This is a genomic window from Actinokineospora auranticolor (genome assembly GCF_041897805.1).
Classification (GTDB): domain Bacteria; phylum Actinomycetota; class Actinomycetes; order Mycobacteriales; family Pseudonocardiaceae; genus Actinokineospora; species Actinokineospora auranticolor.
Genome location: NZ_CP154825.1, coordinates 6885242 through 6910946, shown reverse-complemented (window position 1 = coordinate 6910946; position 25705 = coordinate 6885242). Strand labels below are relative to the sequence as shown.

General features: G+C 73.2%; 20 protein-coding genes. 12 read left to right on the top strand and 8 right to left on the bottom strand.

Annotated elements, in window-relative coordinates; all coding sequences use genetic code 11:
* Positions 1-28: 28 nt before the first annotated feature.
* Positions 29-1225: a PQQ-binding-like beta-propeller repeat protein gene (locus V5P93_RS29945; RefSeq protein WP_146108257.1), complete on the top strand. Its 1197-nt coding sequence runs from the start codon at positions 29-31 to the stop codon at positions 1223-1225.
* On the opposite strand, the gene V5P93_RS29940 is transcribed toward V5P93_RS29945, so the two are convergent.
* A complete protein-coding gene (locus tag V5P93_RS29940; protein WP_104481815.1) occupies positions 1226-1873 on the bottom strand; it encodes a class II aldolase/adducin family protein in 648 nt (215 codons plus the stop codon). It lies immediately after the preceding gene.
* 87 nt (positions 1874-1960) lie between these two features.
* Here V5P93_RS29940 and V5P93_RS29935 point away from each other — a divergent pair, with 87 nt between their 5' ends.
* From V5P93_RS29935 to V5P93_RS29915, 5 genes are all read left to right on the top strand, one after another.
* Positions 1961-2629: a response regulator transcription factor gene (locus tag V5P93_RS29935; RefSeq protein ID WP_104481738.1), complete on the top strand. Its 669-nt coding sequence runs from the start codon at positions 1961-1963 to the stop codon at positions 2627-2629.
* A complete protein-coding gene (locus V5P93_RS29930) occupies positions 2626-3756 on the top strand; it encodes a HAMP domain-containing sensor histidine kinase (protein ID WP_104481739.1) in 1131 nt (376 codons plus the stop codon). The genes V5P93_RS29935 and V5P93_RS29930 overlap by 4 nt, the downstream gene beginning before the upstream one ends.
* A gap of 63 nt (positions 3757-3819) precedes the next feature.
* Complete coding sequence (locus V5P93_RS29925) at positions 3820-4554, top strand: DUF72 domain-containing protein (protein ID WP_104481740.1); 735 nt, start codon at positions 3820-3822, stop codon at positions 4552-4554.
* 112 nt (positions 4555-4666) lie between these two features.
* Entirely contained in the window at positions 4667-7978 is a 3312-nt protein-coding gene (locus V5P93_RS29920) for a WD40 repeat domain-containing protein (protein ID WP_104481741.1), read from the top strand.
* Positions 7979-7995: 17 nt separating this feature from the next.
* Entirely contained in the window at positions 7996-8862 is an 867-nt protein-coding gene (locus V5P93_RS29915) for a DUF72 domain-containing protein (protein ID WP_104481742.1), read from the top strand.
* A 45-nt stretch (positions 8863-8907) separates the two neighbouring features.
* Here V5P93_RS29915 and V5P93_RS29910 read toward each other — a convergent pair whose 3' ends face one another.
* From V5P93_RS29910 to V5P93_RS29895, 4 genes are all read right to left on the bottom strand, one after another.
* Positions 8908-11016, bottom strand: coding sequence for a 3-hydroxyacyl-CoA dehydrogenase NAD-binding domain-containing protein (locus V5P93_RS29910; RefSeq protein WP_104481743.1), 2109 nt, complete (start codon positions 11014-11016; stop codon positions 8908-8910).
* A complete protein-coding gene (locus V5P93_RS29905; RefSeq protein WP_104481744.1) occupies positions 11016-12242 on the bottom strand; it encodes a thiolase family protein in 1227 nt (408 codons plus the stop codon). Before V5P93_RS29905 ends, V5P93_RS29910 begins: the two co-directional genes overlap by 1 nt.
* A 94-nt stretch (positions 12243-12336) precedes the next feature.
* A complete protein-coding gene (locus tag V5P93_RS29900; protein ID WP_104481745.1) occupies positions 12337-13680 on the bottom strand; it encodes an aromatic prenyltransferase in 1344 nt (447 codons plus the stop codon).
* A 96-nt stretch (positions 13681-13776) separates the two neighbouring features.
* Entirely contained in the window at positions 13777-14451 is a 675-nt protein-coding gene (locus V5P93_RS29895; RefSeq protein ID WP_104481746.1) for a TetR/AcrR family transcriptional regulator, read from the bottom strand.
* A gap of 128 nt (positions 14452-14579) precedes the next feature.
* On the opposite strand from V5P93_RS29895, the gene V5P93_RS29890 reads away from it, so the two are divergent.
* Positions 14580-15032 carry a nitroreductase family deazaflavin-dependent oxidoreductase gene (locus V5P93_RS29890; protein WP_104481747.1) on the top strand — a complete coding sequence of 151 codons (453 nt, stop codon included), beginning with the start codon at positions 14580-14582 and terminating at the stop codon, positions 15030-15032.
* 55 nt (positions 15033-15087) lie between these two features.
* Here V5P93_RS29890 and V5P93_RS29885 read toward each other — a convergent pair whose 3' ends face one another.
* Together V5P93_RS29885 and V5P93_RS29880 are read right to left on the bottom strand one after the other, a co-directional pair.
* Positions 15088-16329, bottom strand: a complete 1242-nt coding sequence (locus V5P93_RS29885) for a ribonuclease D (RefSeq protein ID WP_245931588.1) — start codon at positions 16327-16329, stop codon at positions 15088-15090.
* Positions 16330-16428: 99 nt separating this feature from the next.
* Positions 16429-17145 carry a response regulator transcription factor gene (locus V5P93_RS29880; protein WP_104481749.1) on the bottom strand — a complete coding sequence of 239 codons (717 nt, stop codon included), beginning with the start codon at positions 17143-17145 and terminating at the stop codon, positions 16429-16431.
* A gap of 257 nt (positions 17146-17402) precedes the next feature.
* On the opposite strand from V5P93_RS29880, the gene V5P93_RS29875 reads away from it, so the two are divergent.
* Together V5P93_RS29875 and V5P93_RS29870 are read left to right on the top strand one after the other, a co-directional pair.
* A complete protein-coding gene (locus V5P93_RS29875) occupies positions 17403-18569 on the top strand; it encodes a dipeptidase (protein ID WP_104481750.1) in 1167 nt (388 codons plus the stop codon).
* A 211-nt stretch (positions 18570-18780) separates the two neighbouring features.
* Positions 18781-21261, top strand: coding sequence for a M14 family zinc carboxypeptidase (locus tag V5P93_RS29870; protein ID WP_374065107.1), 2481 nt, complete (start codon positions 18781-18783; stop codon positions 21259-21261).
* Between the two features lie 566 nt (positions 21262-21827).
* On the opposite strand, the gene V5P93_RS29865 is transcribed toward V5P93_RS29870, so the two are convergent.
* Positions 21828-22391: a DUF3000 domain-containing protein gene (locus V5P93_RS29865; protein WP_104481752.1), complete on the bottom strand. Its 564-nt coding sequence runs from the start codon at positions 22389-22391 to the stop codon at positions 21828-21830.
* Between the two features lie 133 nt (positions 22392-22524).
* Between V5P93_RS29865 and hemE the strand changes: the two genes are divergently transcribed.
* From hemE to hemQ, 3 genes are read left to right on the top strand one after another with little or no spacing between them, the layout of a single operon-like run.
* A complete protein-coding gene (gene hemE / locus V5P93_RS29860; protein ID WP_104481753.1) occupies positions 22525-23577 on the top strand; it encodes a uroporphyrinogen decarboxylase in 1053 nt (350 codons plus the stop codon).
* The gene (gene hemG / locus V5P93_RS29855; protein WP_104481754.1) at positions 23574-24983 is read left to right on the top strand and encodes a protoporphyrinogen oxidase; all 1410 of its coding nucleotides are present in this window, start codon (positions 23574-23576) and stop codon (positions 24981-24983) included. The genes hemE and hemG overlap by 4 nt, the downstream gene beginning before the upstream one ends.
* A gap of 19 nt (positions 24984-25002) precedes the next feature.
* On the top strand, positions 25003-25695 hold the full coding sequence (gene hemQ, locus V5P93_RS29850) for a hydrogen peroxide-dependent heme synthase (protein ID WP_104481816.1): 693 nt from the start codon (positions 25003-25005) through the stop codon (positions 25693-25695).
* The last annotated feature ends 10 nt before the right edge of the window (positions 25696-25705 follow it).

Here is a 25705-nt window from a genome sequence, read left to right as displayed (position 1 = left end):
GAGCGGTGCCCCGCCGCGTCAGAGCGGCATGAAGCGATCTTGGTGGCCGGTTGCCCTGGCCGCGTTGGTGTTGTCCGGCTGTGCCGCGCGGGACACCCCGTCGACCACCGCGACCACGACGGCGGGCCCGGTCAACGCCTACTCCGCGACCGAGGTCTGGGACGCGTCCGCGGGCTGGAAGGCGCCGCCCGCGGCGCCGGTGGCCGTGCCGAAGGAGAAGTGGCGCACCACCTTCCCGCAGGGCGGCAAGACCGAGATCAGCGAACACCTGATCATCTCCCTGGACGCGGGCGCGGTCCGGCGGCTGCACTCGGAGACCGGCGCCCAGGTCTGGCAGGTGCCCGCGCCCCAGGGCGCCCGGCTGTCCATCCACAAGGGACTGGCGGTGCTCAAGGGAGCCACCGAACTGGTCGTGCTCAACGGCAACAACGCCGAGGAGCTGCTGCGCGTCCCGATCGCGGGCGTGGAGAGCGTCGACGCCGACGAGAAGTTGCTGCTGATCAACCTGGGCACGCAGACGGCCGCCGTGGACCGCGCGACCCGCAAGGAGATCTGGCGGGTACCGGGCGCCATCTCGGTGCTCGGCGGGCGGTTGATCGGCACCCGCACCGAGGACGGCGGGGCCTGGTGGGTCCAGGTCGACCCGGCGACCGGGGCGGAGAACTGGCGGGTCCCGTACAACTCCGGCAGCGAGGCGACGGTCCTGTCCTGGGGTTTCGCGGTCACCGCGCTGGAGAAGGTGAACGTGTACTCGCTGGACACCGGGGCCAAGACCTGGGAGTCGAAGGTCGCCATGCGCGGCAAGTTCAAGATCCTGCCGTTCGACGAGAACACCCTCCTGGTCCACGACACCAGCGCGGCCTACCTGCTCGACCGCGGCAAGCGCAGCCCCAAGCTCGTGGGAACGGGCGTGACGGTGGTCGGTGTCTTCCGCGTGGACAAGTCGGCGCGCGTGCTGACGACCCGAGGCCGCGAGGTCTACCTCTGCGACGCGACCCACACGGACTCCGACTGTCCCAACGCGACAGTGCCATCGGCCGCCGCGGTCACCGAGGCGGGCGGCGCCCGCTACCTGCGCTCCGGCCAGAACCTCTTCGCCATGCGCCTGCCCGACCTCGGTGCCCAGTGGGGCCTGACCCTGCCGCACACCCGCGGCGAGGTCCTCGCGATCCCCAAGGGGTTCCTGCTCAGGGAGGGCAACGAGGTCGTCGCCTACCAGGGGTGATCACACCGGCCGGGTGGTGCCGTAGGCCGTGGCCGTGACCTGCCGCTCGTACTCGTCGCGCTGGGCGCGGTCCAGGGTCCGGGGCGTGCCCAGCGAGGACGCGCGCCAGTACAGCTCGCAGCCCCATTCCAGGAGCAGCGTCCGGGTCACGGCGGTGTCCAGGTCGGCGCCGTGGGTGATGCCGCCGTGGTTGGCCATCAGGGCGGCCGTGTGGCCTTCGAGGGCGTCGAGCACCGCCTCGGCCAGCTCCGGTGTGCCGAAGGTGCGGTAGGGGGCCACCGGGACGGTCCCGCCCAGCTCGACGAGCTGGTAGTGCACGCACGGCAGCTCGTCGAGCACCAGGGACATCGCGGTGGCCATCGGCGCGTGCGTGTGCACCACGGCCCCGGCCCGGAACCGGCGGTACACGCCCAGGTGCAGGTCCAGTTCCGAGGTCGGCGCGAGGGTGCCGTCCACGACCGCCCCGGCGGGGTCCACCACGGTCACCTGCTCGGCCCGCAGCTCGCCGAGCCGGGCGCCGGTCGGGGTGACCGCGATCAGGTCGCCCTGCCGCGCGCTCAGGTTGCCCGCCGTGCCCACCACCATCCCGGCGGCCGCCAACCGCCGGGCCTGCCCCGCCACCTGTTCCCGCAACGACCGCAGCATCATGGCGCTGATCATGCATGGCCCGGGCCGCCGCTGTCCCCGCCCTGACCTCACAGGTTGGCTCGGAAGGGCGTGTGGCACCGTGATGGGGTGCGGATTCTGATCGTGGAGGACGAGCAGCCCCTGGCCGAGGCGGTCGCGCGCGGGCTGCGCCGGGAGGGCATGGCCGTCGACGTCGCGTTCGACGGCGACGAGGGCCACGAGAAGGCCTCGGTGACCCGGTACGACGTGGTCGTGCTGGACCGCGACCTGCCCGGCATGCACGGCGACCAGTTGTGCCGCGAGATCGTCGCGTCCGGCGCGCTGACCAGGGTGCTCATGCTCACCGCCAGCGACGCCGTCGCCGACCGGGTCGAGGGCCTGTCCCTGGGCGCCGACGACTACCTGGCCAAGCCGTTCGCCTTCCCGGAGCTGGTGGCCAGGGTCCGGGCGCTGGCCCGCCGGGCCACCCCGGTGACCCCGCCGGTGCTGGTCGCGGGCGACGTCGAGCTGGACCCGGCGCGCCGCACGGTGGCCCGCGCGGGCAGGCCCATCGAGCTGACCCGCAAGGAGTTCGGCGTGCTGGAGGTGCTGCTCGCCGCGCGCGGCTCGGTGGTCAGCAGCGAGGAGCTGCTGGAGCGGGTCTGGGACGAGAACGCCGACCCCTTCACGACCACCGTCCGGGTGACCGTGATGACCCTGCGCAAGAAGCTCGGTGATCCCGGTGTGATCGACACGGTGGTGGGCTCCGGCTACCGCGTGCCGGTCAACGAGGGGTGACCGCCCCGCGCAGGCGGGGTCCCGGCCTGCGGGCCCGGGTCACGCTGCTGGCCACCGGCCTGGTCGCGGTGGTCAGCGTGCTGCTGCTGTGGCTCGCCTGGCTGCTGGCCGGTGGGGTCGGCGCGTCGGTGCCGTCGTTCCCGGCGGGCACGACGGTGATCGTCGGCGGGGTGCGCGTCGAGCCGGAGCGGCTGGCGGAGGCGCTGTCGGCGGAGGCCAGGAACCGGGTGCTGCTGGCGGGCGCGGTCGCGTTCGTCTGCGTCGTGCTCGCCACCGCGCTGCTGTCGTGGGCGATCACCGGCCGGGTGCTGCGCCCGCTGCGCGAGGTGACCGCGACGGCGCACCGGCTGTCGGTGGAATCGCTCGGCGAGCGGATCGGCCACCACGGCGCCCGCGACGAGGTGGCCGAGCTGGCCGACACCTTCGACGCGATGCTCGACCGCCTCCAGGCCGCGTTCTCCGCGCAGCGCCAGTTCGTCGCGAACGCCAGCCACGAGCTGCGCACCCCGCTGGCGGTGATCCGCACGGAGCTCGACGTCACGCTGTCCGACCCGGACGCCGACGCCGCCGAGCTGCGCCGCATGGCCGACGTGGTGCGCACGGCGACGCTGCGCGCGGGGGACCTGGTCGAGGCGCTGCTGGTGCTGGCCCGCACCGACGGGCTCGGTGTCGGCGCGACCGGTCCGGTGGAGCTGCCGGTCGTCGTGGCGGGCGCGTGGCGCTCGACCCGCGCGGACGCCGAGCGGCGGGGCATCACGGCCCGCTTCCACGACGGGCACGCCACCGTCGTCGGCGATTCGGCGCTGCTGGAACGGGTCGCGGGCAACCTCCTGGAGAACGCCGTGCGGCACAACGTCGACGGCGGCTGGATCGACGTCCGCACGCTGTGCGGTCCACAGTGGACAACGCTGGAGGTGGCCTCCTCCGGTCGCGCGATCCCGCCGGAGCGGGTGCCGGAGCTGTTCGAACCCTTCCGGCGCGGCATCGTCGACCGCACGTCCCACAACGGGACCGGTCTCGGCCTGTCCATCGTGCGCGCGGTCGCCCGGGCGCACGGCGGCACGGTCAGCGCCGAACCCGTGCCCGGCGGCGGTCTCCGCGTCACCGTCGCTTTCCCGGCGGTCTAGCGCCGACTAGGCCGTCCGGGGCACAAGCGTGCGCGGAGTGATCAACCTTGCCACCCTGGACCCGTGGCGATCAGGATCGGCACGTCCGGCTGGGCCTACGAACCATGGCGCGGGAACTACTACCCGCGTGGCTTACCCGCGCGGGAGGAGCTGGGCTACCTCGCGCGGCGGGTGGACACCATAGAGGTCAACAGCACCTTCTACGGGCCCCGCAAGGCATCGGACTACCTGCGGTGGCACGACACCGTGCCCGACGACTTCGTCTTCGCCGTCAAAGCGCCGCGGTTGATCACCCACTCCAGCCGCCTGCGCGACGCGCGGGCCAGGGTCGACGAGTTCTTCGACTCCGGCCTCGATGACCTCGGCGCCAAGCTCGGCCCCGTCCTCTGGCAGTTACCCGGGTCCCTGCACTACGACCCCGCGCTGCTGCGCGACTTCCTCCCCCTCCTCCCACCCGACCGCCGCCACGCCGTCGAGGTGCGGCACGCCAGCTTCGCCGACGACCGGTTCATCGACCAGCTCGCCGAGCACCGCGTCGCGCTGGTCGTCGCCGACAGCCCCCGGGTGTGGCCGAGCCTGCTCGCCGACACGACCGACTTCGCCTACCTGCGGCTGCACGGCGACACCGAGCTGTACACGAGCGCGTACCCCGACGACGCCATCGACACCTGGGCCGCGCGAGCCGTGGAGTGGTCCGGCGGCGACCGGGACGTGTTCGTGTACCTCGACAACACGATGGTCGGGAACGCGCCGAAGGACGCCGAACGCCTCGCCCGGCGGGTGCGCGCGCTCGTCTGAGGGGGCGACCGGTGGCACGGGGTGGGCCAAGGGGAGCAACGCGCCGGTACGGCGCACGACTCACCCCGACAGATTAGCCCGATTGAGTGACACTCGCGGGCATACTTGCGCGGTGCCGGAGATCCACAACGAGGTCAGTGGGACGGTACACGGCGCCATCATCCAGGCCCAGACCGTCGCGGTGACCACGTCGAACAGTCACCGACGGCCCGTGTGGATGGTGCCGGAGCCCGGCCGGGCACCGGTGGACCGGCCCGGGGTGGCCGACCGGTTGGCCGCGCTGGTGCGGTCCGGCGCCCCGGTCGTCGGCGTCGTCGGCGCGGGCGGGTTCGGCAAGACGACCCTGGCCGCGCAGGTCTGCCACCGGGTGCGCGACCGGTTCCCCGGCGGCGTGCTCTGGCTGACCCTCGGTGAGCACGTCCCCGACCCGCTGCTCGCCGACAAGGTCAACGACCTCACCGAGGTCCTGACCGGTCGCCGCCCCGCGCTCACCGACCCCCTGACGGCGGGCCACCGCCTCGGCGAGGTCCTCGCGGAGGCGCCGCCGACGCTGCTGGTCGTCGACGACCTCTGGGCCGCCAGCAGGCTGGCGCCGTTCCTGCGGGCCCGCGCCTGCCTGGTCACCACCCGCACACCCGGCGCGCTGCCGTCGGACGCCGAGGTGGTGATCGTCACCGCGATGAGCGCGGTGGAGAGCCGGACGCTGCTCACCCGCGGCCTGCCGGACATGGCCGCCACCGACCGCCTGCTGCGCCTGACCGGGCGCTGGCCGCTGCTGCTCGCCCTGGTCAACAGCACGATCCGCCGGTCGGTCGCGGACGGCTCGACGGCCGCCGCCGCTGCCGACTCGGTCGCCGAGCAGCTGCTGGAGGACGGCCCGGACTGCCTCGACCTCGACAGCGCCGACCGCCGCGACCAGGCCGTGCGCGCGACCGTCGAGGCCAGCACCGACCGGCTCGGCGACGCCGACCGCGACCGGTTCCGCGAACTGGTCGTGTTCCCGGCCGACACCGACCTGCCGGGCGCGGTCCTGCACGTCCTCTGGCGCGGCACCGCCGGGTCGGACGAATCGCGGACCCGCGCGCTGTGCCGCCGGTTGGTGGACCTGTCGCTGCTGAGCCGGGTCGGCGACGCGTTCCGGCTGCACGACGTCCTGCTCGCGTACCTGCGCAACGCCGTGGGCGCGCGCAGGCTCACCGAACTCAACGGCCACCTCGTCGACGGGCTCGTCCCGGCCGACTGGGCCGAAGCCGCCCCGTACGCGCGAAGGCACCTCGCCGCGCACGCCGCCGCCGCGCACCGCGTCGACGAGCTGCTGACCGACCCCGGCTACCTCCTCGCCGCGGGCCAACCCGGCCTCCTGCCCCACCTCGACGCGGCCACCGGCGCCGACGCGGTCCGCGCGGCGGCGGTGTACCGGCGCGCGGCGCACCACCTGCGCGACCACGACGTCGAGCAGCGCCCCGCCTACCTCGAGTTCGCCGCCCGCCGGGCCGGTGCGGACGACCTGGCCGCGCGGACGGCCCGGCACGCCACCGGGTCGGCTTGGCGGTGCTCGTGGACGGCCTGGGAGCCCAGCGTCGAGCACAAGGTCCTGATCCGCCACCAGCGCCCGGTCGAGGACGTGGTCGTCGCGCCGCTGCGGGGCGGGGTGACCTGGGTGATCAGCCGCGACGACAGCGGGGTCGTGCGCGTGGTCGACCTGGACACCAACGAGACCGTGCAGCCGCCGTGGCTGGACCGCGACGAACGGGTCGGCGCGATCGCGTGCGTACCGCGCCTGGGCGCCGGGCCGCTCGTGCTGCTGGACGCGGGGTCGGGTCTGCGGGTCCGCGACTGCGCGACCGGCGACCCGGTGCCCTGGGACGTCGACGAGCCCGACGCGGGCGTCGCCCAGATCGTGTCCACCCGCGCTCGCGCGGCGATCGTCACCTACACCGACGGCACCGCTCGCACGTGGGACGCCGACACCGGCGCGCGGATCGGCCCCACGGCCGCGCTGCGGCTCGACGCGGGTGCCGACTGGCGCGTGGCCGCCGCGACCCTGAACGACGACGTGCCCGCGGTGGCCGTCATGGGGTCGCGGCACAGCGTCATCCGGGTCATGGACCTGGCGGCGGGGACACCGGTCCGGCAGGGGTTCGACGCGGTCATGGCGGCCCCGGAAGCCCTGGTGTGCACGCGGCGGACGGTGCTGGCCCTGTCGCGGAACCAGGTACTGCGGTGGAGCCTGAGCCCCGGGGAGGTGATCGGGGCGCGCGCCAACCCCACCGGGCGCCGCCCGACCGCGCTGATCACCGGTGACCTCGCCGACGGCCGGGAGGTGGTGCTCAGCGGTGACGAGGCGGGGCAGATCTGCGTGTGGGACGCCGACACCGGCGCGCCGCTGGCCGAACCGCTCGCCGCGCACGGCGACGAGGTCGGCGCGCTGTCGTGCGCCCGGCTCGCCGACGGCCGGGTCGTGGTCGCGTCGGGGAGCGCGGACAACACCGTCCGGCTGTGGGACACCCGTGACGTGCTCGCGCCGTCCACCCGGGCCGTGGCGGGCCCGGTCGGGGTGACGGGTGTCGTGGCCGCGGCCGGGTGGCGGGTGAGCGGCCACGCCGACGGCCGGGTCCGCTTCTGGTCGGGCGCGGAGACCGAGGTCGCGGGGCCCGCCCCGGTCGTCGAGGTGACCAGGGCGGGGGAGTTCGCGGTGTCCCTGCACGAGGACGGGTCGCTGCTGGTGTTCGACGGCGACGGCCGGGTCGGCGCGCCCGCGGCGCGCCCGTGGGCCGGTCGCGCGACGTCGGTGACCGGCACCCTCCTGGACGGGCGGCCCGTGGTCGTGATCACCGGTACCGCCAACCTGCTGGAGGCGCGCGCCCTGCCGGACTGGGAACCCCTGTGGCGGCTGCGGCCCCCGGGCAGGCTGCGCGTCGCGCCGGTCGACGGCGCGGAGCTGCTGGCCGCCACCACGTCGGCGGGCTACCTGCAGGTGCGCGACCTGGCGACCGGCCGGGTGGTCGGCGATCAGATCGCCATCCAGTGCCACAACCCCACGACGGCCCTGGCCACCCTCGTCCACCCCGACGGCGGCGTCCTCGCGGTCAGCGGCAACGCGCGCGGCCAGGTGGTGGCCTGGCGCCTCGGCGACCACAACGCGCCGGTCTGGATGTCCGGCGACGCGGGCGACCCCGTCCGCGCGGTCGTGTGCGCCGTCCTACCCGGCGGTACCCCGGTCGCCGTGACCGCGGGCACCGCCCTCCGCGCCTGGCGGCTGGACGAGCCCGTGGCCGCGCCGTGGACACCGACCTGCGAGATCGACCTCGACGCCCCCATCACCGCCCTGGCCGCGCCCACCCCCGGCGAACTCCTCGTCGGCACCCGCCACGGCCTGGCCCGCCTCCACCTCCGCGACCCGGCAGGCGAACCGGCGGTGTGACGGTCCACCATGGCCGGGTGACCGGTGACGTACGAGTCGGGACGTCGGGCTGGGTCTACCCGCCCTGGCGCGGTGAGTTCTACCCGAAGGGGTTGGCGCGGAAGCGGGAGTTGGAGTACCTGTCCCGCCGGGTCAACTCGGTCGAGATCAACGGCTCGTTCTACGCCCTCCAGCGCCCAACCAGCTTCCAGCGCTGGCACGACGACACCCCGGACGACTTCGTCTTCGCCGTCAAGGCGCCCCGCTTCGTCACCCACATGAAGCGCCTGCGCGACATCGACTCGCCCCTGGCCAACTTCTTCGCCTCGGGCCTCCTCGCACTCGGGCCGAAGCTGGGCCCGGTCCTGTGGCAGCTGCCGGAGAACTTCACGTACGAACCCCGGGTCCTCGCCGACTTCTTCGACCGGCTACCCCGGACCACCGCGGCCGCGGCGGCGCTCGCGGGTGACCACGACGAGCGCCTCGAAGGTCGCGCGTGGACGAAAACCGACGCGGATCGGCCGGTGCGGCACGCGATGGAGGTCCGCAACCCGGCCTTCGCGGTCCCGGAGTTCGTGGACCTGCTGCGGGAGAAGGAGGTCGCACTGGTCGTCGCGGACACCGCGGGGAAGTGGCCCCACCTCGACGACGTCACGGCCGACTTCGTCTACCTCCGCCTGCACGGCGACAAGGAGCTCTACGCGAGCGGCTACGCACCCGACGCGCTCGACGCCTGGGCGACGAAGATCCGCACCTGGCGGTCGGGGAAGAACGTGCGTTCGGAGCACGTCGTCGGCAAACCCGCTCCCTACCGCAAGACCGGCCGCGACGTTTACGCCTACTTCGACAACGACATGAAGGTCAAGGCGCCCGGCGACGCCATCGGGCTGATGGGTCGCCTCTAGCGGGCCCGGGTGGATCGCCTCGGCAGGCGACCCACCCGGTTCACCTCACGCCGTCGGGACCGAGGCGACCCCGGAGGCCAGGAACGGCTTGCCGTTGACCCGTTCCGAGATGCCCTCGCGGTCCAGGTACGGGGTCACGCCGCCCAGCCAGAACGGCCAGCCCGCGCCGAGGATCATGCACAGGTCGATGTCCTGGGCCTCCGCCACGACGCCTTCGTCCAACATGATCCGGATCTCCTGGGCCACGGCCGCCAGCACCCGTTCGCGGACCGCGTCCGCGGTCAGCACCGAGGGGCCGAACTCCCACAGGGCCGCGACTTCCGGGTCCACCGACTGGTTCCCGGCCGCGTCCCACGTCCACACCGCCGACTTCCCGGCTGCCACGAACCGCCGCATGTTGTCGCTGACGGTGAAGCGGTCCGGGTAGGCGTTGTGCATGGTCGTCGCGACGTGCAGCGCGACCGGTGGGCCCACCAGTTGCAGCAGCACCAACGGGCTCATCGGCAGGCCCAGCGGGTCGGTCGCGTGGTCGGCCACCTCGAACGGAGTGCCCTCGTCGATCGCCTGGACGACCTCGCCCATGAACCGGGTCAGCAGTCGGTTGACGACGAACGCGGGCGCGTCCTTCACCAGCACACAGGACTTCCGCAGCGCCTTGCCCACCGCGAAGGCGGTCGCCAGGGTCGGGTCGTCGGTCTTCTCCGCGCGCACGATCTCCAGCAGCGGCATCACCGCGACCGGGTTGAAGAAGTGGAAGCCCACGACCCGCTCCGGGTGGCGCAGGCCCGCAGCCATCGCGGTGATCGACAGGGACGAGGTGTTCGTCGCCAGCACGCACTCCGCGCTGACGTGCGCCTCCACCTCCTCGAACACCTTCTGCTTGACGACCAGTTCCTCGAACACCGCCTCGATCACGAAGTCCGCGTCCGCGAACGCCGCCTTGTCCAGCGACCCGGTCACCAGCGCCTTGAGCCGGTTGACGCCGTCCGCCGACAGGCGCCCCTTGGCGGCCAGCTTGTCGATCTCGTCGTGCACGTACCGCACGCCCTTGTCGACGCGTTCCTGGTCGACGTCGGTCAGCACCACCGGCACCTTCAGCTGGCGCGCGAACAGCAGCGCCATCTGGCTCGCCATCAGGCCCGCGCCGACGATGCCGACCTTGTTCACCGGCCGCGCCAGCGACTTGTCCGGCGCCCCGGCGGGCCGCTTGGCGCGCTTCTGCACCAGGTTGAACGAGTACAGCCCGGCCCGCAGCTCGTCGGACATCAGCACGTCCGCGAGCGCCTCGGTCTCCGCCGCGTACCCGGCGTCGAGGTCTCCGGAACGGGCCAGTTCCAGCAATTCCACCGCCTTGAGCGCCCCCGGCGACGCGCCCTTCGTCCGCCCCTCGACGATCCCCCGCGCCCGCGCCACCGCCGCGTCCCACCCGGCACCCCGGTCGATCTCGGGCCGGTTCACCGCGGTCTTGCCGTTGATGACGTCCGCGGCCCACTGCGACGACCGCTCGAGGAAGTCCGCCGAGCCCAGCAGCACGTCCGTGATACCCAGGTCCGCGGCCTGCTTCGGCTTCAGCATCCGGTTCTGGCTCAGCGCGTTCTCGATGATCACCGTCACCGCCGCGTCCGGCCCGATCAGGTTCGGCAGCAGCTGCGTGCCGCCCCAGCCCGGGAACAGCCCCAGGAACACCTCGGGGAACGCGATGGCGGCGGTGTTGTCCGACAGCGTCCGGTAGTGGCACGACAGCGCCAGCTCCAGACCGCCGCCCATCACCGCCCCGTTGACGAAGGCGAAGGTCGGCACCCGGGACTCGGTGAGCCGCCGGAACACCTCGTGCCCACTGCGCGCGATGTCCAAAGCGGACTCACGCGTCGCCACCTGCTCCACACCGGACAGGTCGGCGCCGACGGCGAACACGAACGGCTTGCCGGTCACCGCGATCGCGCTCGGGTCGGCGGCGAACGCCTCGTCCAGCGCGGCGTTGAGGCTCACCAGGCTCTGCGGACCGAACGTCGACGGGCGCGTGTGGTCGTGCCCGTTGTCGATGGTGATCAGCGCGACCGGCTTCGGCAGCCCCGGCTGGCGCACCAGCCGCGTGGTCGCCTTCGTGACGACCTCGTCCGGGAACGCCTCCGCGGCCTGTTCCTGCGTCAGCATCAGTTCCCGCTCCCGTCCCAGATGGGGTTCTCCCAGATCACGGTGCCACCCATGCCGATCCCGACGCACATGGTGGTCAGGCCGTAGCGCACGTCCGGGCGCTCGGCGAACTGGCGCGACAGCTGGGTCATCAGCCGCACGCCGGACGCGGCCAGCGGGTGGCCGCAGGCGATCGCCCCGCCCCACTGGTTCACCCGCGGATCGTCGTCGTCGAGCCCGAAGTGGTCGAGGAACGCCAGCACCTGCACCGCGAACGCCTCGTTGATCTCGAACAGCCCGATGTCCGAAATGGACAGCCCGGCCCGGGAGAGCGCCTTCTCCGTGGCGGGCACCGGTCCCACACCCATGACCTCCGGCTCCACACCGGCGAACGAGTAGCCCACGAGCCGCATCCCGACCGGCAGGCCCAGCTCGCGCGCGGTCCGCTCCTCGGCCAGCACGCACGCCGTCGCGCCGTCGTTGAGCCCGGCCGCGTTGCCCGCGGTGACCCGGCCGTGCGGGCGGAACGGCGTCTTCAGCCCCGCCAGCGCCTCGACCGTGGTCCCCGGCCGCGGCGGCTCGTCCTCGGTGGCCAGGCCCCAGCCCAGCTCGGCGGACCGGGTCGCCACCGGCACCAGCTCGGGCCCGATCTTGCCCGCCTTCACCGCGTCGGCGAACTTCTCCTGGCTGCGCGCGGCGTAGGCGTCGCAGCGCTGCTTGGTCAGGTGCGGGAAGCGGTCGTGCACGTTCTCCGCGGTCTGACCCATGATCAGGGCGGTCGGGTCGACGAGCTTGTCCGCGATGATCCGCGGGTTCGGGTCGACGCCCTCGCCCATCGGGTGGCGGCCCATGTGCTCGACGCCGCCCGCGATCACCACGTCGTAGGCGCCGAACGCGATTCCGCTCGCGGTGGTGGTCACGGCGGTCATCGCGCCCGCGCACATCCGGTCGACGGCGAACCCGGGCACCGACTTGGGCAGCCCGGCCAGCAGTGCGGCGGTGCGGCCGATGGTCAGGCCCTGGTCGCCGATCTGCGTGGTCGCGGCGACGGCCACCTCGTCGACCCGCTCCGGCGGCAGGCCGGGGTGCCGGCGCAGCAGCTCGCGGATGACCTTCACGACCAGGTCGTCCGCCCGGGTCTCGGCGTAGACGCCCTTGGGTCCCGCCTTCCCGAACGGTGTCCGCGCCCCGTCGACGAACACGACGTCGCGGACGACTCGGGAGGCGGACGCGGCGGATGGGGCCACGGTGGTGCTCCTCGGTGTCGGATCCTGGGCTACCGTCCGGTAACCCCTGCCCACTCTAGCCCTTGTTACCGCCGGGTAACCACTGCGGCGCGCCTCACCCGGCGACCACCGGCAGATCCGCCGCGAACCGCCGCCCGGCCACGTGCTCCAGGTGCGGCACCAGCCGCACGCCGTGCTCGCCCGCCTCGGTCCGCGCCACCACGGCCTCGGCGGGCTCGCTGCCGAGGTTGGCGACCAGGTGCGGCAGGTCGGCGGGCATGTAGACCATCTGCCCCGCGATGGCGTCGATCATGTGCTCGACGTTGTGCCCGTAGTAGGTCCGAATGCGACCCCGGGTCACGTACAGCGCCGACTCGTGGTCCTGAAGGCGCACCGGACCCCGGCCGCGCGCGGGCACGGAGACCACGTACATCCCCAGCCCCCGGGCGCCGACGGTGTCCCGGCAGATCCCCTGCTCGCCCGGCGTGATCACCCGGACCGTCGGCGCGTCCGGGGTGTTGCGGGCGCGCGGGATGGTCGCGGCGGCGAGCACGGGGTCGCGCTTGGTCGTGCCGGTCCGGTAGCAGTCCCAGTCCGCCAGCCGCGTCGCCAGGTCCCCGCAGTACGCCTGCTCGACCTCCAGGTGCGTGCCCTGGCCCGCCGACCCGTACGACCAGCCCAGCGCGCGCACGGTGTCGGTGTCCAGGCACGGCGCGGCGTCGAGGAAGTCCGCGACCCGCTGCGGCAGCGGCGGCATCAGGTCGTCCGGCACCCCGACGGCGTGCAGGCAGGCCCGCTCGGCGTGCCCGGTGTCCGCGCGGAAGGTGACGCCGATGCAGAAGTCCGCGGGCACCACCTTGCGCATGGCCTTGAGCGTCGTGACGCTCGGCGTCGGCAGCGCGATCCCGCCGAGCACCTGGGCGCAGCGCTGCGCCGTGAGCGGACCCCGGGCCCGGAAGTACGCGGTGATGGTGTCGTCGCGGTGGTCGACGGCGGCGAACCGTGCGTGCGTCAGGCCTGCGGCGACCAGCCCGGCCAGGTTCGCCCGCACCGCGGCGGGCGCGGCGTCGAACACCGCCTCGGCCGGTCGCGTCCCGCCGAAGTAGACCCACGTCCTGGCCAGGCCGCCGATGCCGTCGAAATCGCACGACTGCACCGCGTCCGGGTCGAACTGCGCGTCCCACACCTGCACCAGCCGGGTCAGCGCCGTCTCGACGATGAGCCCGCGGCGCAGCGCGGTGTCCACCGTGTCGGCGTGCAGGCGGGCCAGGAAGCGGTAGCCCAGGTGGTCGCCGGGGCGGCTGGTGGTCTTCCACAGCACCGCCCCCGTGTGGAAGTGGTGCTCGAACGCGCACAGGACCCGGCGCGCCGTGTCCTCGTCCCACGGGGCCTCCACGACCGCCGCCAAGTGGGCGCCGTCGGTGAGGAAGCGGGCGGCGTCGAAGTTGTTGGTGGTCATGCTCGGCTCCAGGGTTCTGCAACTGGGGCCGGTGGGGTCGCGGACGCCAAGAGCACCGTAACCGCGCCCGCCGATGATCGGTACGCGAAGACGCGATCAACCCCGGTCGGTGAGCCCGACGAACTCCGCCATCCGCCCGACCGCGTAGCCGAAGAACTCGTCGGCCGGGTCCGCGCTGCCCACGAGCTGGCCGAACAGCTCGAAGCTGATCATCCCGAACAGCTGGGTCCAGGCCAGCAGGATCCGCGCCAGGGCGCCGGGGGGCAGGTCGTCCGGCAGCACCGCCCGGACGGCCTCGGACTGCGCGTGCACGACCGGGGGCAGTTCGCTGTCGGGCACCCCGGCCTCGGCCGCGATGCCGATCAGCACCAGCGCGACCCGGGCCGCGGGCGCGACGGTGTCCTGCGGCGCCCGGTAGCCGGGCACGGGGGAGCCGTAGATCAGCTCGTACTCGTACCGGTTCGCCAGCGCCCAGCCGCGCACCGCCGCGCACGCCGAGTGCCAGCGGGCCAGCGGCGTCGGGCCGTCGTCGGCCTGCTCCGCCGCGGCGCCGAGCGCGTTGTACGCGTCGATGATCAGCGCGGTGAGCAGGTCGTCGCGGCTGGGGTAGTACCGGTAGAGCGCCGAGGACACCATGCCGAGGCTGCGGGCCACCGCGCGCAGCGACAGCCTGCCCGCGCCGCCGTCCGCCAGCTGCCTGCGGGCCTCGTCCTTGATCTCCCGAGTCAGTTCCGTGCGCGCCCGGTCCCGCGCGGTTCGCCCAGCACTCATGGTCACGAGTCTGGCACAGGTCGGAGCGGTGCACAAAGATGAGAGCAGTGCTCTTGACAAGGAACGCCGATCCGCGTTGACTGGGATCATCCGAGAGCACCGCTCTCGCTTTCGAAGGAGTCCCCGCCATGAGCACCCAGGCCCACTACAAGCGCCCCGGCCGCGTCGAGGTCAACACCTTCCACCGCCTCGTGCGGTTCCTCGTCCGGCACGGCGTCAGCCTGTGGGGCGCGCGCGTGCTCTCGGTGCGGGGGCGCAAGAGCGGAGAGCTGCGGTCCAACCCGGTCAACCTGCTGACCCTCGACGGCGCCGAGTACCTGGTCGCGCCGCGCGGGCACACCGAGTGGGTGCGCAACCTCCGCGTCGCGGGCGAGGGCGAGCTGCGCGTCGGCAAGCGCGTGGACCGCTTCACGGCCGTGGAACTCCCGGACGCCGACAAGGTCCCCGTCCTGCGCGCCTACCTCAAGCGCTGGGGCTGGGAGGTCGGCATGTTCTTCGACGGCCTCGACGCCAAGTCGCCCGACGAGGAGCTGCTGGCCGCCGCCGCCAAGTTCCCGGTGTTCCGCGTGGCGCTGACCTGACCGTCGGATTGTTCAACAGCCGGGCACGACCGCGATCGCCGACTCCGCGCCTCGATCAGGCGCTCGCCTTGAGCGCCTCGCTCACCGCGTCGACGGTCAACCCGATCTGCCACTGCCGGGCCCCGCCCGCGCGCAGCGCCTCGGCGACCGAGTCGGTGTCCAGGTCGGCCGGGGGCTGCCAGCAGGTGCGGCGCAGCAGGTCCGGCTGCAACAGGTTCTCCACCGGCAGCCGGTTGTCCTCGGCGATCTTGTTCAGCGCCGTGCGGGCCGCCGCGAGCCGGGCCGCGGCCTCGGGGTCCTTGTCCGCCCAGCGGTTGGCCGGGGGCGGTCCGTCCGCGGGCGGCGACGGGTCCGGCAGCTCCGACTTCGGCAGCTGCGCGGCCGCGCGCAGCGCCCGCATCCACGTGCCCGCCAGCCTGCGCTGCGCCCGGCCCTTGAACACCGGCAGCTGCAGCAGCGCCTGTTCGTCGCCCGGGTTCACCGAGGCCGCCTGGATGATCGCGCTGTCGGGCAGCACCCGGCCGGGGGCGATGTCGCGCTCGCGGGCCATCGCGTCCCGCGCCTCCCACAGCGCCCGGATCGAGGCCAGCCCGCGCGGCGTCCGCACGCTGTGGATGCCGGAGGTGCGCCGCCACGGCTCCTTGCGCGGGGGCGGCGGCCCGGCGGTGCGCAGCGCCTCGAACTCCTCCAGCGCCCACTCCAGCTTGCCCTGCTCGCGCAGCTCGGCCTCCAGCGCGTCGCGCAGCTGGATCAGCAGCTCGACGTCGAGTGCGGCGTAGTTGAGCCAGTCGACCGGCAGCGGCCTGCGCGACCAGTCCGCCGCGCCGTGGCCCTTCTCCAGCCGGTACCCCAGCAGCAGCTCGACCAGTGTGCCCAGCGCGACCCGCTCGAACCCGGCCAGCCGACCGGCGAGCTCGGTGTCGAACAGCCGGGCCGGGCGCAGGCCCAGGTCGGCGAGGCAGGGGAGGTCCTGGGAGGCCGCGTGCAGCACCCACTCGCCGGTGCCCAGCGCCTCGACCAGGGGTTGCACCCGGTCGTCCACGGCGACCGGGTCGACCAGGAAGGTGCCCGCGCCCTGGCGGCGGACCTGGACCAGGTACGCCCGTTGGGAGTAGCGGTAACCGGACGCCCGTTCGGTGTCCACGGCTATCGGCCCGTGCCCGCCCGCGATCCGCTCTGCCGCCCGCGCCAGCGCGTCCAAGTCGACCACGACGTCGGGGGTGCCCTCCGCGGGCTCGGTGAGCAGCACCGGGGCCGGGGGGTCGGTTGCGGCGGGTCCTGAGCCGGGGATGGTCACGGCCGATGACCCTACGGCACAACCGGTGACAAACGTCGGAGATCAGCAGCAGTCGTGTGGCTGGGCCATGCCCAGCCCAGCCACACGACTGCTGTTGTCCTACCGGATGACGCCCGCCCGCATGGCCAGCGCCACCATCTGTGCCCGGTCGCCGGTGCCCAACTTCCGGCCGATCCGCGAGAGGTGCGACTTCACCGTCAGCGCCGAGAGGTTCAGCGCCTCGCCGATCTCCTTGTTGGACTGCCCGTCCGCGACCAGTTGCAGCACCTCGACCTCGCGCGCCGAGAGCTCGCGCGGGGTGTTGTCGGTGCCGGGGACCCGCGTGCCCGTGGCGAGGACCGGCGCGACGCTCGGGTCGGCGTAGACGCCACCCTCGAGCACCCGGCGGACCCCGTCGGTCACGACCACCGGCGATGCGGACTTCAGCAGGTAGGCCTGGGCCCCTGCCTGGAAGGCCGATCGAACGGCGTACGGGTCGTCGGACGAAGCCAGTACGACGATGCGCGGCCAGTTGTGGCTGCGCAGCTCCGTGACCAGCTCGATCCCGCTACCGTCCGGCAACCCGAGGTCCAGGATCGCGAGGTCGCACGGGCCGGTGGCCTGTGCTCGCGCCCTTGCCTCGGCCACCGTGGCGGCCTCGTGCACTGTGCCCGCGCCCATCTGCGTGAGCCGAGCGGCTATCGCCTCCCTCAACAGTGGGTGGTCGTCGACCACCAGCACTGAGAACAGCTCCTCCCGCGGGTGCGGGACCATGTTCGCCGGCAAGGCGCCGGCTGGCGTGGTTCGAACGGCCTGACCTAAGCCGACGGCAGCCACGTCACTACCTCCCTGGAGTCGGTCGTTGCCCCCCGACCGGCACTGGGACTTTCGACCAAACAGCCGCGCCGCCGTTGGACCGAAAGTGGTGTCGACGAAGGCAGCCTAGCCGCCCAAGCGGGTTAGCGGGACGATCAATCGGGTAAGTATCCGATCGGGTTGTGACTGAGGGGCGTTAGGGTCACACGTTTGGGTGAGTCCCTAGTCGGTGACGTAACGCGTCGCCCCCACCACGCGATGAAATGGAGTCACGGGTAGTGCACACGGCCGCATCGGAGCGGGCTCGACTGCTCCTCTCGCGCACCCCCCTCATCGACGGTCACAACGACCTCCCCTGGGCGCTGCGCCTCCGACCCGGCGACGACCCGGCCACGATCGACGCCGCGGGCCTGGTCGCGGGCACCGACCTCACCACCGAGCAGGACGGCCTGCACACCGACCTCGCCCGGCTGCGCCGCGGCCACGTCGGCGGCCAGTTCTGGTCGGTCTACGTGCCCTGTTCCCTGGTCGGCCACGCGGCCGTCACCGCCGTGGTCGAGCAGGTCGAGCTGGTGCACGCGCTGATCGCCCGGTACCCGGACCACCTGCGCCTGGCCACCACCGCCGACCAGGTCGAATCCGCCTTCGCCGACGGCCGGGTGGCCTCCCTGCTCGGGGCCGAGGGCGGGCACAGCATCGCCGGGTCGCTGGGCGTCCTGCAGGCCCTGCACCGCCTCGGGGTCCGGTACATGACCCTCACGCACAACGACAACACGCCGTGGGCCGACTCGGCCACCGACCAGCCCGGAGTGGGCGGGTTGTCCGATTTCGGCAGGCAGGTGGTCGCCGAGATGAACCGCCTGGGCATGCTCGTGGACCTGTCCCACGTGGCGGACACGACGATGCGCGCCGCGCTCGACACCACCACCGCGCCCGTGCTGTTCACCCACTCCTCGTGCCGGACGATCACGGATCACGCTCGGAACGTGCCCGATGACGTGCTCGAACGCCTTCCCGGGAACGGCGGCGTGCTGATGGTGACCTTCGTGCCGCGGTTCGTCTCGTCCGCCATCGCGGCCTGGGACCAGCGGATGGCCGAGGCCATGGCCGCCGCCGGGCGCAAGCACGCCGACCTGGCCGACCGGGAAGACTTCTTCGCCACCTGGGACGGCCGCCACGACCAGCCGACGGCCACGTTGTCCGACGTCATCGCCCATCTGGAGCACGCCCGCGAAGTCGTGGGAATCGACCACATCGGCATCGGCGGCGACTACGACGGCTGCGCCGAACTCCCCACCGGGTTGGCGGACGTCAGCGGATATCCGACGCTTTTCGGCGCGCTCCTCGACCGCGGTTGGAGCGAGGACGACTGCGCGAAGGTTGCTGGGCGTAACGTCCTCCGGGTCATGCGTTGCGCCGAAGAGGTGGCGCGCGCCGCCCGATAACTGGCAAAAGGTAATTTCTCCCCGCCGTCCGTTATCCGGACACGGGGCCGGTCGGGGGACCGACGCGTCGTGGACCCATCGGCGCAACCCCCGTCCGCCACCTCCCAACTGGCAACCGGTAACCCGTTTAGCGGTTCGCGCCATGGCTAGCGTCACGCTGACGCCCGTGCGCGCGCACGGGCTCCGCTCTGGGAGGAGACGGGTTTTGAGCGTGACAGCCAGACGTGTCCCGACGTGGCGGGTCGCCGCCGCCGTCGGGCTCAGCGGGGCCGTGGTCATCGGTCTCAGCGCCGCGACGGGCACCCCGGCGGGTGCCGCCGACAACATCCTGCGCAGCGACGACTCCGTCGCCCGCTCCTGCTTCGAGAAGCTGCTGCCCGCGGGCACCCGCGGCACGGACCGCCGCGAGGTCACCGCGGGCGTCGACGGCCTCGTCCAGGCCCGCCTCGCCCCGCAGGGCGCGGGTGTCGGCGACTGGGACATCGCGGTGTTCGACAAGAAGACCGGTGGCGTGGTCGCCGCCTCCGCCGCGCTGCGCAGCGCGGAACTGGCCGAGAGCTTCGTGACCAAGGGCCAGCAGCTGGTGGTGCAGGGCTGCCGCTACGCCGGTTCCGCCCGCTCCGCGCGCCTCGGTGTGGACTTCCTGGCCATCAACGCCCAGGGCGGCTCCACCAAGCCCGCCCAGCTGGTGCGCGTGGAGACGCCCACCCGCCAGCAGAAGGACCGGCTGCTCACCCTCGACCTCGACGTCACCGAGAAGGCCGACGCCACCGGTGTCGAGGTCATCCTCTCCTCCGACGAGGACCGCAAGGTCCTGGCCGAGAGCGGGTTGCGCTCCACCGTCGTGCGGCCGGACCTGTCCGCCGACTCCGCCGCCAACGCTCGCCGGGACGCCGCGTTCACCGCGCGCACGCCCAGGTCCGCGCTGCCGTCGGGCCGGTCGAGCTACCGGCACCTCTACGACTACGACTACGAGGTCAAGGAACTGGCCCGCCGCAACCCGGGGCTGGTCCGCGCGATCACGCTGCCCAACGCGACCTGGGAGGGCCGCGAGGTCAGCGGCCTGGAGATCGCGACCGACGTGGACAACCTGGCCGACGGCAAGGCGGTCAACGTCACCATGGGCGTGCACCACGCCCGCGAGTGGCCCTCGGCGGAGCACGCCATGGAGTGGGCCTACGAGCTGGTCAACGGCTACCGCGCGGGCGGCGAACTCCGTTCGCTGGTCGGCAAGACGCGCAACATCATCGTCCCGGTGGTCAACGTCGACGGCTTCTCGATCTCCCGCGAGGCCGAGCCCAAGGGCGACTTCACCCGCTTCGACTACGAGATGAAGCGGAAGAACTGCAACGTCAACGACTCGCCCGCGGAGTTCCGCACCGGCGTGTGCAAGGCGAACCCGGGTGGCCGCAGCCGCGGCACCGACCCGAACCGCAACTACGCGGGCTTCTGGGGCGGCGCGGGCGCCGGTCTCGGGTGGAGCAGCGACACCTTCCGCGGCTCGGCGCCGTTCTCGGAGCCGGAGACCCGCAACATCCGCGACCTGGTGTCCAACCGCCAGGTGACCAACCTGGTCACCCTGCACACGTACTCGAACCTGGTGCTGCGCGTCCCGGGCGTCGCGGACGTCCGCCCGCCGCTGGACGAGCCGGTGTACAAGGCCCTCGGCGACAAGATGGCCTCCCGCAACGGTTACACGAGCCAGCCCGCGTGGATGCTGTACGACACCACGGGGTCCACTGAGGACTGGTCGTACTTCGCCACGGGCGGCTACGGCTTCACCTTCGAGATCGGCGCCAACGAGTTCCACCCGCCGTACGAGACCGGCGTGATCGCGGAGTACGCGGGCCTGGCCCCGGCGCCCGGCGCGGGCAAGGGCGGCAACCGGCAGGCGTTCATCGACATGCTGAGCAACGCGGCGGACCCGGCGGCGCACTCGACGCTGATCGGCTCGGCGCCGAAGGGCTACCAGCTGCAGCTGCGGAAGTCCTTCCAGACCCCCACTTCCCCCGTCCTCAACCCCGACGGCTCGACCGGTCTGCCGATCTACGTGGCGGACACGCTGACGTCGAACCTGTCGTCGACCGGTGGTCGGTTCAGCTGGGCGGTCAACCCGTCCACCCGCCCGTACGTCGCGGGCCGCTACGGCCGCGACCCGAAGGGCCCGGCCCAGGCGGGCGTCGTGCTGCCGAACCCGCCGGGGGTGCCGCCGGTCAACACCAACTTCCCGGCCGACACCACGGCGGAGCGCATCCCGTTCCACGTGGACGGTCTGCCCAAGGTGGACAACGGGAAGCTGACCGTCTCGATCAGCTGGGCCGACGCCGCGACCGACTGGGACCTGTACATCTTCGACGCCAAGGGCAACGTCGTGACGTCCTCGGCGAGCGGCGGCACCAACCAGGAGCGGGCCGTGCTGTTCGACCCGCCCGCCGGTGACTACACGGCGGCGGTCGTCAACTTCTCGCAGGCGGGCCCGACCACGGACGACTGGGGCAGCCTGAAGGTCGACTTCGCCTCCCCGCTGCCGACCACGTACGGCCCCAAGGAGCCCTACCAGCTCACCTGCACCGACAAGAAGGGCAGGCTCGTCGGCCTGGCCGACGTCTACGCCGACCGCGGCCAAACCGTCGACGTCGGCGACGTCTGCCAGCGCTCGGCCCGCCAGACCAAGGAGCGCGGCAGGCGCTGACCGCCTGACCGGCCACCCTTGACCCACTGAAGAAGCCGCAGGGCCACCCGGCCCTGCGGCTTCTTCCATCCGCTGGCTCTGTTTGTTCGCCTACCCGCGAGGCCCGCTCTTCTTCTTTCCCGCTACCCCGCGATCCGCCCGCCCACGCAATCCGCTCTTTTCTCGGCCACCCCAGAATCCGCCGCTGAATCCCAGCCCCCACCCCAACGCAACGCGCCCCCGCTATACGCCTTGACTGGGTGGATTTGCTTTGTGTGGGGGAGCGAGTCTGCCAAGCTTCCCGTGGGTGGGGCGGGCTTGCCCATCCCACCCGGCTTCTCGCCCCACCGCAGGCTCGTAGGGGACCCGCGCAAAGCAAGTTCGCCCAATCGAGGCCGCCCATCTTTTCCGCGAAGAGCCGGACCGATCAACCCGACCACGGCCCCAGGCGGCACCCCGCGACCACAAAGATGATCAACGCATGCTTCCGGCCCCCACTATCCATTCTAGCCACGGGGAACGACAGTTCCGGCCGAAGACAATCATGCCTGTGGACAACTCGGACACCCGACAAACGAGCGAGCGCCCTACTCCCCGCCACGCCGCTGCTCGAACAACGCGACCCCCACCGGCGGCAACCCCACCACACTCGCCATCAGGTCGCAGAACGCCTCCCCGTGCGGCGCCAACCCGCCGGTCGGCGTCCACGACGCCCGCAACTCCAGGTCATCCGTCCGCGCGGGTCCCGCGATGTCCCCGAACCGCGCCGACGAGGTGTCCGTCACCGTCCCCCCCAGCGCCGTGAACTCCGCCCCCGACGCCGCCAGCGCGTCCGTCAGCCACGACCAGCCCACACTCGGCAGCAGCGGGTCGTCCGCCAGCTCCGCGTCCAGCTCCGCGCGCACGTACGCGACCACCCGCAGGACCCCGTCCCACGCTTCCTGCCCCTGCGGGTCGTGCAACAGGATCAGTCTGCCCGTGGCCTGCACCTCGGCCGGGCCCAGCGCCTCCGCGGTCAGGGCGAAGGCCCAGGGGGCGAGTCTCTGCGGGGGGCGGACCTCGGCCAACTGGAGTTCCGGGCGGGGTCGCAGCGACTTCAGCGCCTGTACGGCCTGGGTGAACAGCTCAGGCGCGGTCGACGTTCCGGTCACGACTGGTAACTGTAGGACCACCCGAGTCGGTGAGCGGGGAGGGCGCGCCGAGCTTTTGGGAGCGCTTTGCGGCACCCTCGGTGTGGGGGAGGGGCGCACCGGTCCACGGTGCGCATGGGAGCATGGGGGAGCGATGACTGATCTGATCACGCAGGTCGCCGCCAGGCGGGACCTGTCAACGGCACCTTTCCTCGTCGCCGCGCGGGGAGGGGCACCCGAGCGGGTGCCCGTCTGGTTCATGCGGCAGGCCGGGCGCTCGCTGCCGGAGTACCGCGAGCTGCGCAAGGGCACCCGGATGCTCGACGCGTGCTTCGACCCGGCGATGGTCGCCGAGATCACCCTCCAGCCGGTGCGCAGGCACGGCGTGGACGCGGCGATCCTGTTCAGCGACATCGTGGTGCCGTTGGTGGCGGCCGGTGTCGACCTCGACATCGTCGCGGGCACGGGTCCGGTCGTGGCCGCGCCGGTCCGCGACGCGGCGGCGGTGAAAGCGCTCCCCGCGCTGGACGCCCAGCAGGTCGACAAGGTCGCCGACGCGGTCCGCCTGCTGACGGCCGAGCTCGGCGAGACGCCGCTCATCGGCTTCGCGGGCGCCCCGTTCACCCTGGCGTCCTACCTGGTCGAGGGCGGTCCGAGCCGCAACCACGAGCTGACCAAGGCGCTCATGTACGCCGAGCCCGACACCTGGCACGCCCTGCTCGACCACCTCGCCGACACCGCGCTGACCTTCCTGCGGGCGCAGATCGCCGCCGGGGTCGACGCCGTGCAGCTGTTCGACTCGTGGGCGGGCGCGCTGTCGCTGCGGGACTACCGCGAGTTCGTCCTCCCGCACTCGACCAAGGTGCTCAGCGGCCTGGCCGACGCGGGCGTCCCGCGCATCCACTTCGGCGTCGGCACCGGCCACCTGCTGGCCGCCATGCGCGAGGCGGGCACGGACGTCGTGGGCGTCGACTGGCGCACCCCGCTCGACGTGGCCGCCAAGGCCGTCCCGGGCTCCGCGCTCCAGGGCAACCTCGACCCGGCCACCCTGTTCGCGGGCGACGACGTCATCCGCCGCGAGGTCAGCCGCATCGTCGACGAGGGCCGCGCGGCCCCCGCGCACGTCTTCAACCTCGGGCACGGCGTGCTGCCGGAGACCGACCCGGACGTGATCACCCGTACGGTCGACTTCATCCACACCAGGTGACCCCTCCGCGCGTGGCCGTCGTGGGTGGCGGCATCTCCGGCCTCACCGCCGCCCACCGCCTGCGCGTCCTCCTGGGCGCCGACGCGCGCATCACCGTCGTCGAGCAGACCGACCGGCTCGGCGGCAAGATCCGCACCGCCGAGGTCGCGGGCAGGCGCTACGACGTCGGCGCCGAGGCGTACCTGGTGCGCCGCCCCGAGGTCACCGCCCTGCTCGACGAACTCGGCATCACCGGCGTCGCGCACCCCACCGCCGCCCGCTCCACGGTCCGCGCGGGCGGCGTCACCCGCCCCATCCCGGGCGGCACGGTCATGGGCGTCCCCGCCGACCCGGCCGCGGTGAAAGACCTGCTCAGCGACGCCGGCCTGCGCCGGGTCGCCGCCGAGGCCGCGCTGCCGCCCGTCGACCTCGACGGCGACGCCCCCCTCGGCGCCCTGCTCCGCGACCGCTTCGGCGACGAGCTCCCGGACCGGCTCGTCGACCCTCTCCTCGGCGGCGTCTACGCGGGCGGCGTCGACGGGCTCGGCCTGCGCGCCACCCTCCCCGCCATCGCGGGCGCGCTCGACGCGGGCGCCCGCACCCTCACCGAGGCCGCCGCCAAGGCCCTGCCGAAGCCCACGAGCCGACCCGTCTTCGGCACCCTCGCCGGGGGCCTGTCCGCCCTCGTCGACCGCCTCGCCGGGTCCGCCGACGTCCGCCTCGGCACCACCGTCCGCGCACTGGCCCGCACCGAGCACGGCTGGCGGCTCACCCTCGGCGCCAACGCCCCCGCGCACGCCCCGGCCGACCCGGTGCTCGACGTCGACGCCGTGGTCCTCGCCGTGCCCGCGCCCGCCGCCCGCAAGCTCCTCGCCGACGTGGCCCCGGTCGCCGCCGCCGCGTACGGCCGCGTCGAGGTCGCCTCCATGGCCGTCGTCGCGCTCGCGCTGCCCGAGGGCACCGAGCTGCCCGGCACGTCCGGGGTCCTGCTCGGCGCGCGCGAACGCCGCCTCGACGGCACCCCGTTCGCGGTCAAGGCGTTCACCTTCTCCGCGTCCAAGTGGGCGCACCTCGGCGGCGAGACCGTCGTCGTGCGCGGCTCGGTCGGCCGCCACCGCGACCCCGGCGCCCTGCGCGCCGACGACGACGAACTCGTCCGCCTGGTCCGCGCCGACCTCGTCGAGCTGACCGGGGTCACCGCGCCCCCGGTCGACGCGCTGGTCACCCGATGGGGTGGCGGTCTGCCCCAGTACGCGGCGGGCCACGCCGACCTGGTCGACGAGATCGAGCGCGCGGTCGACGCGCTGCCCGGTCTGGCCGTGGCGGGCGCGACCCTGCACGGCGTCGGCATCCCCGCGTGCATCGGCACCGGCGAGGCGGCCGCCCGGCGTGTCGCCGCACACGTGCGCGCCCCCGCCACCGGGTGAGGGTGGGAGCATGGGCGGCATGGCCCGCCTGAACTACAACGAGCTCAACGACACCATCCGCTACACGATGTGGTCGGTCTTCCGGATCGAGCCGGGCAGGCTGCCCGAAGACCGGGGCACCGCCGCCACCGAGACCACCGAGTTCCTCGACGCGCTGGAGGCCAAGGGCGTCACCGTGCGCGGGGTCTACGACGTCGCGGGCCTGCGCGCGGACGCGGACTACATGATCTGGTGGCACGCGGAGGCCATCGAGCAGGTGCAGGCCGCCTACACCGCGTTCCGCCGCACCGCGCTGGGCCGCGCGTCCACCCCGGTGTGGAGCCAGGTCGCGCTGCACCGGCCCGCCGAGTTCAACCGCAGCCACATCCCCGCGTTCCTCGCGGGCGAGGAGGCGCGCAAGTACATCTGCGTGTACCCGTTCGTCCGCTCCTACGAGTGGTACCTGCTGCCCGACGACGAGCGCCGCAAGATGCTCGCCGACCACGGCAAGGAGGCCCGCGACTACCCGGACGTGCGCGCCAACACCGTCGCGTCCTTCGCGCTCGGCGACTACGAGTGGATCCTCGCCTTCGAGGCCGACGAGCTGCACCGCATCGTCGACCTGATGCGGCACCTGCGCGGCACCGAGGCGCGGCTGCACGTGCGCGAGGAGATCCCGTTCTACACCGGCACGAAGGTGCCGCCCGCCGAGCTGGTCGCCAACCTGCCGTGAGGTTCGTCGG